The sequence below is a fragment of the Rubripirellula obstinata genome, from assembly GCF_001642955.1.
GTDB lineage: Bacteria > Planctomycetota > Planctomycetia > Pirellulales > Pirellulaceae > Rubripirellula > Rubripirellula obstinata.
On the sequence record NZ_LWSK01000042.1, the window covers coordinates 38,058 to 45,365 of the forward strand.

4 protein-coding genes are annotated in these 7,308 nt (G+C 52.8%); all 4 read left to right on the forward strand.

Annotation, left to right across the window (positions count from 1 at the left end):
• Window positions 1–89: 89 nt before the first annotated feature.
• The 4 genes from RC85_RS12285 (at window position 90) to RC85_RS12300 (ending at window position 6,886) form a co-directional block, all read left to right on the forward strand.
• Window positions 90–2,468 (forward strand): hypothetical protein, encoded by a 2,379-nt coding sequence (locus RC85_RS12285; RefSeq protein WP_068263045.1) that lies wholly within the window; start codon window positions 90–92, stop codon window positions 2,466–2,468.
• A 286-nt stretch (window positions 2,469–2,754) separates the two neighbouring features.
• Complete coding sequence (gene zwf / locus RC85_RS12290; RefSeq protein WP_068263047.1) at window positions 2,755–4,209, forward strand: glucose-6-phosphate dehydrogenase; 1,455 nt, start codon at window positions 2,755–2,757, stop codon at window positions 4,207–4,209.
• 79 nt (window positions 4,210–4,288) lie between these two features.
• Window positions 4,289–5,680: a hypothetical protein gene (locus RC85_RS12295; protein ID WP_149752677.1), complete on the forward strand. Its 1,392-nt coding sequence runs from the start codon at window positions 4,289–4,291 to the stop codon at window positions 5,678–5,680.
• A gap of 111 nt (window positions 5,681–5,791) precedes the next feature.
• On the forward strand, window positions 5,792–6,886 hold the full coding sequence (locus RC85_RS12300; RefSeq protein ID WP_160148090.1) for a glycosyltransferase family 2 protein: 1,095 nt from the start codon (window positions 5,792–5,794) through the stop codon (window positions 6,884–6,886).
• Window positions 6,887–7,308 lie beyond the last annotated feature (422 nt).

Below are 7,308 nucleotides of genomic sequence, written 5' to 3' on the forward strand. Positions count from 1 at the left end.
GAGCACATCGAAATACGGCGTCTGACGCCTTTGCCGTATTTCGATGCGCTCAATACGGCCTACTTTGGTGCTGAAACAACAGTGATCCCATGCGATTGACCCTGCGAACTTTACTGGCTTACTTGGACAACACGCTTGAACCGGCGGATGCCGAGATTTTGCGTCAAAAGGTAACCGAGAGCGGGTTTGCGACCCAGTTGGTTCAGAAAATTCGCCAGCGGCTTGCCGATCCTTCGCTACCTGCTCCGCCGCCCGAAGCGATTGGCCCGGTTCACGACGCAAACGTGATTGGTGAATATCTGGACAGTACGCTGCCCAACGAACAGGTTTCTGAAATCGAGCGTGCTTGTTTAGAACTGGACGCAAATCTGGCTGAGGCGGCTGCTTGTCACCAAATCTTGACCATGGTGTTGGGCAACAAAGCCGATGTGCCGGCTGGTTTGCGTGAACGAATCTATCAGTTGCCCGATCGCGAAGTCGAGCGGATTGCGGCGTCGAGTGATCGTTTCTCATCAATCTCGATGGACGATACACCGTCACAAAATCGTGCCCGCACCGGTGGATCACCGTCGTTGGCTTCGCAAGATGATTTACCAACGATCGAATCCGCCGATCCGGAAAATCATGATTCGGTGCAACCGGTCGGCATCAGCGATTCGGGCGTCTTCGATGCGCCAACGCGTTTGCGACAATCCGATGTGGTCAATCCAGAAGGTGCCGGGTTCAGCAGCCCGACCGCATCCAACAATGCTCAGCTACGTGCCAAGGCGGAAAGGGATAGCATTTACGGTGGATCGATTCGTCCTTCGCGGATCACGCCCTGGTTAGTTTCGCTGGCGGTCGTCGCAGTATTGTTTTTTGCGATCGCTCAGATTTTCAGACCGCTGCTTCCCAAGAATCAAAAGACAGAATTAGCAGACAACAACATCCCGACGGACGTGATTGTGCCACCAAGTGAAGCACCACCGATGGTTGCATTGGATCCAGTCATTCCGGATGCCATTGTTTCGCCAGGAGATCTGCCAAGCAGCGAACCAGAAATCGTCAATGCAGCAATAGCCCCCACCGAGACGACGGAAGCATTACCGGCTCCTGAACTGAATCCAGATTCAATGCCTGCCCCTGAACCAAGCCCAGTCGAGCCAAACCCAGTCGAATCAAACCCAGTCGAACCTGTTTTGGATGAACCGGGCGACTTCGCTGCAGATTCCGAGATGGTCCCGCCTCCGGTGCAACGAGATGCGACGCCCGTTGCACCGCCGCTGGCAAGCGAAATCGCGGTCGAAGCAGAACCAGTAGAAAAAGCTGAATCGAAACCAGACGCCATGGCCCCAGTCGCGATGATCGATGGCAGCGACTCCATGATTGTTGCGTTAAACGCAGAAGGAGTTTGGGAAAAACTTGATGAATCAGGCGTGGTAACCGCCAACACGCCCGTCATCTGCGGTCCAAAGTTTCGCGGTATCATGGAGACAGAGTTTTCTCCAAGGATCGAATTGATCGGTCCTACGGGCGTGCGATGGTTGGCGATTGGTGAAGATTCCTACGGACTGGAAGTCGAATTTGGCCGTTTGCTGATCACGTCGAAAGAGCCTGATTCGATGCTTTCACTGAAACTAGGTGCTCGCCCCATGGAACTGTTTTTTGCGGACGAAGAAACCGTGGTGGCAGCCAGCATCAAGCGTTTCCGCAGCCCAGGCGTCGATCCACTCGATGCACCCGAGCAACTTGAATTGATGGGCATTTTGACGATCCAAGGCAGTGTTCAGGTCAAGCATGATGGCGAGACATCCGAAGTAACGACTGGTGAACAATGGGTCAAACGCGGCGAAGATTTCCCGACGGTGTCGCCGCTTGGTAAGGTTCCGAATTGGATTTCAGCGCCACCCAGCGACGAAAAATCGCTCGACGATACCGCTCGCGATGGCTTGCTTGACTTGGTGGATGCCGACGAATCACTCGACCGCTCGCTTCACGAAGCCACGTTGTTCCGGCGTTCTGAAGTCGCGGCTCTTGCTGGCCAAACGATGTTGTTTCTTGGCCAAGGCGACGTCTACTTTGGCGGAGACGGGATTTTGAACGAGCCAAAACAGCGTCAGTATTGGCCGGAGCATTTCACGGCACTGGTGGCGACTTTGGACCGTGGCCCAGAGTCGGCTGAATTGCTGATGCAGGCGATTGTGAAAATGGACGCAGCCAACGCAAAGGTGCTCTATCGATTGCTCGTCGGCTATTCCCAAGAACAGCTTGCTGCCGGCGGCGACGAAGAATTGGTCCGTTTGTTGGATTCCGAATCGATGGCGGTTCGCGTCTTGGCCCTCGAAAACCTTCACAAAATCACCGGAACCACACTGTATTTCCGAGCTGAAACCGACAACCGAGCTCGCCGTACACCCGCAATCCGCAAATGGATGGTTCGACAGCAGAAGGGCGACATCCGATGGCCAAACGGTGCGGGGAGCCCGTAGCAAATCCCTTGCTAGCGCTGCTAGGCTGTGAAGTTAACTCATTCTTAAACGTAAACTTGAACTTCAACCTAAACTTTCGCCGTGAGAGTTTAAGTTTAAGAAAAAGTTGAAGTACAAATTTTGGGATTGCTCATTTATTCACAGCCCACGCGGTTAAACGATCTGGAATTGCCTCACGACGTTTCCAGGCCGAGAAGCTACTCGCCTATACCCGACGCTGGGTGATCTCTAAACTTAGCCTTCGTTGACTTCCAAACGTTTGCCTTCTCGCTACCGCTGCATCTTTATGTCTGACACCATCGTCATCTTCGGCGCCTCGGGCGACCTGACCAGTCGCAAGCTGATTCCGGCACTCTACAATTTATTTGCGAAAAATCGATTAGCGAATGATTCCAGAGTCGTCGGTGTTTCTCGAAGTAAGTTTGAACACGAACAATGGCGAGCGTCGCTTCGAGAAACGACCGAAAAATTTTCCAGCGATTCATTCACAGATGAAACTTGGGAAGCGTTCAGCCAAAACGTTTTCTATCATCCTGGCGATATCAAAAATCCGGATGACTTTGTCTCGCTAGAAAAATTCTTGCAGTCGATTGAACCAGAGAAATCTTGCGGGCGAGTCTATTATTTGTCGACGATGCCTCAGTTGTATGAAACTGCGATCGCTCAAATGGGCAAGGCAGGTCTTGCGGATGATTCCAACGGCTATCGACGCGTCATTATTGAAAAGCCATTTGGCACCGACCTGAATACTGCGAAAGCGTTGAACGAATCGATTCATCACGCGTTTCGCGAAGACCAGATTTATCGGATCGATCATTATCTGGGCAAGGAAACGGTCCAGAACATTTTTGCATTGCGATTTGCCAACAGTATTTTCGAGCCGATCTGGAACCGCAACTTCGTTGATCACATTCAGATCACGGTTGCCGAAGAGGTCGTGATCGGACGACGCGCCGGTTACTATGACACGTCAGGAATCCTGCGTGACATGTTCCAAAACCACCTGTTGCAACTGATGATGATCACGGCCATGGAACCGCCCGCCAAATACGATGCGGCACTGGTGCGTGACGAAAAGGTAAAGGTATTGCACAGCGTTCGAACGATGCACGGCAGCGACTTTGCGAAAAATACGTTTCGTGGCCAGTACGATGGTTACTTACAAGAAGAAGGCGTTCCGGCCGGCAGCGAAACAGCGACCTTTGCCGGGTTGAAATTGTACTGCGATAATTGGCGTTGGAAGAATGTTCCTTTTTACTTGCGCAGCGGCAAAGGCATGTCATGCCGAACAACGCAAATCGTGATTCAGTTCAAAAATGTTCCTCATATTTTGTTCGGTGAAAAAACACGCGAACCGCTGGGCAACCGACTGGTGATTCAAGTTCAGCCGGCCGAAGGGATTCAACTGCACTTTGAAACCAAGGTGCCTGATTCGGAAATGAAGACGCGGACCAGCACGCTGGACTTCAGTTTCCGGCATACGGCCAATGGAGGATCGATTCCGGATGCCTACCAACGCTTGTTGATGGATGCGATTCAAGGTGACGCAAGCTTGTTCGCGCGAGGCGACGAAGTCGAATTGGCCTGGAGCATTATCGATCCGATCATCGCAGCGTGGCAAAGTCCCGCGGCACCCGAGCTGTTTAGCTATCCGACGGGATTGTGGGGGCCAACCGAATCTTCGGATTGGATTCAATCGCAGAAACGAGAGTGGTTCGATGTCTGCCCGGTGTTGAAGTAGATCATCGACGCGCAGGTCGTATCATCCGGTAAGTCATCGTGTCATCCGGGAAGTCACCGCGGGCGATCGGGAAAAAGTGTTGAACGAAAACAACCGAACGTGGTCGCTTCTTGCGATTCTGATTGTAACGTCGCTCACCTTTGCCGCTGCCACGGGTCGTCTGACGCCGCATCATGTGGACGATACGCCAAGTTATCTGGAGTACCCGTTTGATTCTCTTTCGTCGGCACTAAGCAGCGTTCGAACGCCGGGTTACCCCGCGATACTGCAAGTGTTGCAGCGCACGATCGGACTGTCCGTGGTTCCTGCGTTTCAATGGATCGTCGCATGTGTTGCCGCTTGGTGGTTTGCAGTCGAACTTGGGCAATGGAAAGCGTCGCGAATTGCAATGTGGGTTTCGGCCTTTGCAATCGTGTTTGGCTGCACATCGCTGGATCACCAATCGACGTTGGCGACCGATGCATTGGCGGCGTCCGTCGGCGTGGTGACGGTTGCAATGACGTTGCGATGGATTCGACGAGACCGTCGGCACATCGATGCGGCGATGGTGATTTTGGCGGCGATGTTGGCAATCCTGCTGCGGCCCGCGTATTTGCCAATCATCATTTGGATTGGATGCTTGGGAATCGTTTTGTTGCCGCCGACGGGTGACGTTTTCCCATCGCTGAAGTCCCGTGTTTTGTCTTCGCTGCGGGTGACTGGTTTTTGTGTCGTTCTGATTTTCAGTTGGATGACGATGCGATGGGCGGTTGTCGATGACTTTGGGTTGTTGCCGTTTGGTCACCAAAACCTGGCGGGGCTGACTTTGCAGATGGTCAGTGATGACGAATTGAAAGACATCGCAAGTGAAGACCCAAATCCGATGACGATGCAGTTGGTGAACGAGGCGATCAAGCAACGTGACAGTGCTTTGGTGAAATTCCAAAGAGGCCCTGGGCTGCCCACAATGACGATGGAAAGTCAGTGGAACGATGTCATTTATCAGGCGGTCGTGCCAGCGTCCTTCGAATTGCACCCAAGCGATCCCGTCGCCAGGCACCGCATCATCGGCGACTTGAACCGGTTGGTGATTCAAAAGTATCCAGGCCGTTACGTTCGCTGGTTGGTACTCGCGTTACGGCGAGCGGTGTGGGGAACTGCCGCAAATATCCTGATGAACCCTTTGTTTCTGTTTTTTTGGGTAATCGCCGGATGCTATTGGTTGGCCAGAATTATGATCCGTCAGCCCTGGCGATCGGATAATCAGGATAACCCGCACAGACAGGTTGCTGAGCGCGCGGTCGGGCATTCGCCTGCGGTAACCTTAATAGCGGTGGTTGCTCTTTCCTACGCAGTGGTCATGGTGAGTTTTGTCGTTCTTACCAGCCCTCCGATTGGACGATTTGCCGACGCATCATCCATTTTGATACCGTGTTGGTTGATGACATGGGCCAGCGAATCACTGATGATTCAGTCCGAAAAGGTCGCCTGAATTCGCGTTTTCCCGTTGAAAGAGTAATCTTGGCGGACGATGCTAAGGAGTCCGCTTGTTGGGCTTTCGCAAAACCAAGAACCCAATCCACGACTTCTGAACCATCTTTTCATGTCTCGCTCCACTATCCCACAGGTCTCGATTGTTGTCGCTTGCTACAACGCCGAGCCATTTTTGAGGGCGGCGATGGAGTCAGTGCTTGCGCAATCGTTTACCGACTGGGAAATGATTGTCGTCAATGATGGTTCAACCGATGGTTCGCCGCAGTACTTGCACGATCTCGCAAAGCAAGATGATCGCGTTCGAGTCATCGATCAGTCTAACCAAGGTCAGAACGCCGCGGCCAACCATGCGATCTCATTGGCGAAGGCACCTCTTGTCGCGCGAATGGATGCAGATGACGTTTGTGATTTGCATCGTTTGGAAAAGCAAGTCGCGTTTATGCGAGACAACCCGACCGTTGGTTTGCTAGGCACGCAAATTCGACGCTTAGGTGATCGCAGGTCTGGATTGCATTCCAGTTTTCCGACCGATCACGACGAAATTGTTTCAGCGCTGCTTCAGAACCATCATGCGATCTGCAATCCGACGATTGTGTTTCGGCGTTCGCTGTTCGAGCAAATCGGCGGCTATTGGGAACACAACATTGCCGAAGATTGGGACATGTTTTTGCGAATGGCCGAGGTGTCTCGTTTAGCAAATTTGGACGAAGTTCTTTTCTCTTATCGATTTCATCGCGGCAGCATCAATGGCCGGCGAATCGTCGAGGCGCAATTGTTCAATGAATACGCTGCGTCGCAGTGGCATTTGCGGCGACAGGATTTGCCTGGAACTTCTTTCGAGCAATTCATCAGCGATCACCGATCAAGTCGCTGGCCGACATCTTGGTTGTTTTCGATCGACAGTCATTCGATCGGCCAGTATCGGCAAGCGGTGGCGGAAATCTACAGCGGCCGATCGATTCGCGGATCGATGCGTCTGTGCTTTGCGATGGCAATGTCTCCGCTGCGGACGTTACGGCGAGCCAAACGGATGTCCGGGCGAATTCTATTTGGTTCTGACCAGTCCGTCGTTCACGCCGACCCAGTTCAGGATTTACCGATCGTCGCGAGTCGCACAGAACGGGAATCGAGCTCGCGTCAATCGCAACCGAATGTTTCAACCAACCCTGATGATTCGGTCAAGGCAGTCGCAGGAAAAGGATAAGCCGTTGTCTTGTGATCCGCTGACCGTAAGGAACGAGCGGGGAATAAGTGTCGCCTTTCTCAACTGGAACTCAGGGGACGTCGTCTTAATTACTGCCGGATTGGTGTCGTCACTCATCCCGAGGGAAGTCGAACAAATCAATGCAAATTGTCGTTGATCGATCCGCGATCATAACGTTGGTGAATAGTCCCGGCGGGACGGAAGCTCTCTGCCGGGGATGTAAATCCCCGGATGGCAGCGTTATATCTCACCAATTCTCTGGCTCGGTTACAGAGAATTGATGTGGGGTAGCCATCAACGCCGTGAAGGGTTTCTAAATCGTTTAACCGCGTGGGCATCGCCCCGCGCGTCCATGCGGGGCGTAACGCGCGGGGCGATGCCCACGCGGCTAAACGAACTAAACCGTGTTTTCCGGGACCAAA

What these genes read in the sequence shown, in the direction of transcription:
- RC85_RS12285 (WP_068263045.1), top strand. Translation starts at nt 90, where the DNA reads ATGCGATTGACCCTGCGAACTTTACTGGCTTACTTGGACAACACGCTT.
- zwf (WP_068263047.1), top strand. Translation starts at nt 2,755, where the DNA reads ATGTCTGACACCATCGTCATCTTCGGCGCCTCGGGCGACCTGACCAGT.
- RC85_RS12300 (WP_160148090.1), top strand. Translation starts at nt 5,792, where the DNA reads ATGTCTCGCTCCACTATCCCACAGGTCTCGATTGTTGTCGCTTGCTAC.